This window comes from Herbidospora sp. RD11066 (assembly GCF_054661255.1).
Genome location: NZ_BAAGDO010000136.1, coordinates 1 through 276 on the forward strand (window position 1 = coordinate 1; position 276 = coordinate 276).

1 pseudogene is annotated in these 276 nt (G+C 42.8%); it reads right to left on the reverse strand.

Annotated elements, in window-relative coordinates:
* Nucleotides 1-269 (reverse strand): annotated as a pseudogene (locus ACYQ78_RS39570) (phosphosulfolactate synthase); the annotation flags it as partial.
* Between the last annotated feature and the right edge of the window lie 7 nt (nt 270-276).

Genomic DNA, 276 nt, shown 5'->3' on the forward strand with positions numbered 1-276 from the left:
ACCGTATCAAATCCCAGTTGCTTACATTCCTCTATGTACTCCTTGAAGGAAGAATAACCTGTCTGCTGCAGATATTCAGCCCAGTCACCCGTACTAACATATATGTCGTGCTCATGAGCCAATTTTGTTGCTTCTCTAATAAAGGATTATGGCATCAAACTTTGAGAGCCTCCGGTAAACTTTAAACCATCAACAAACTGCCCCATGGACTCAAACATGTCCTTGAGCATGTTGTTGGAGAAAAGAGAGGTGTGATATGGACCACGAATCTCCGTA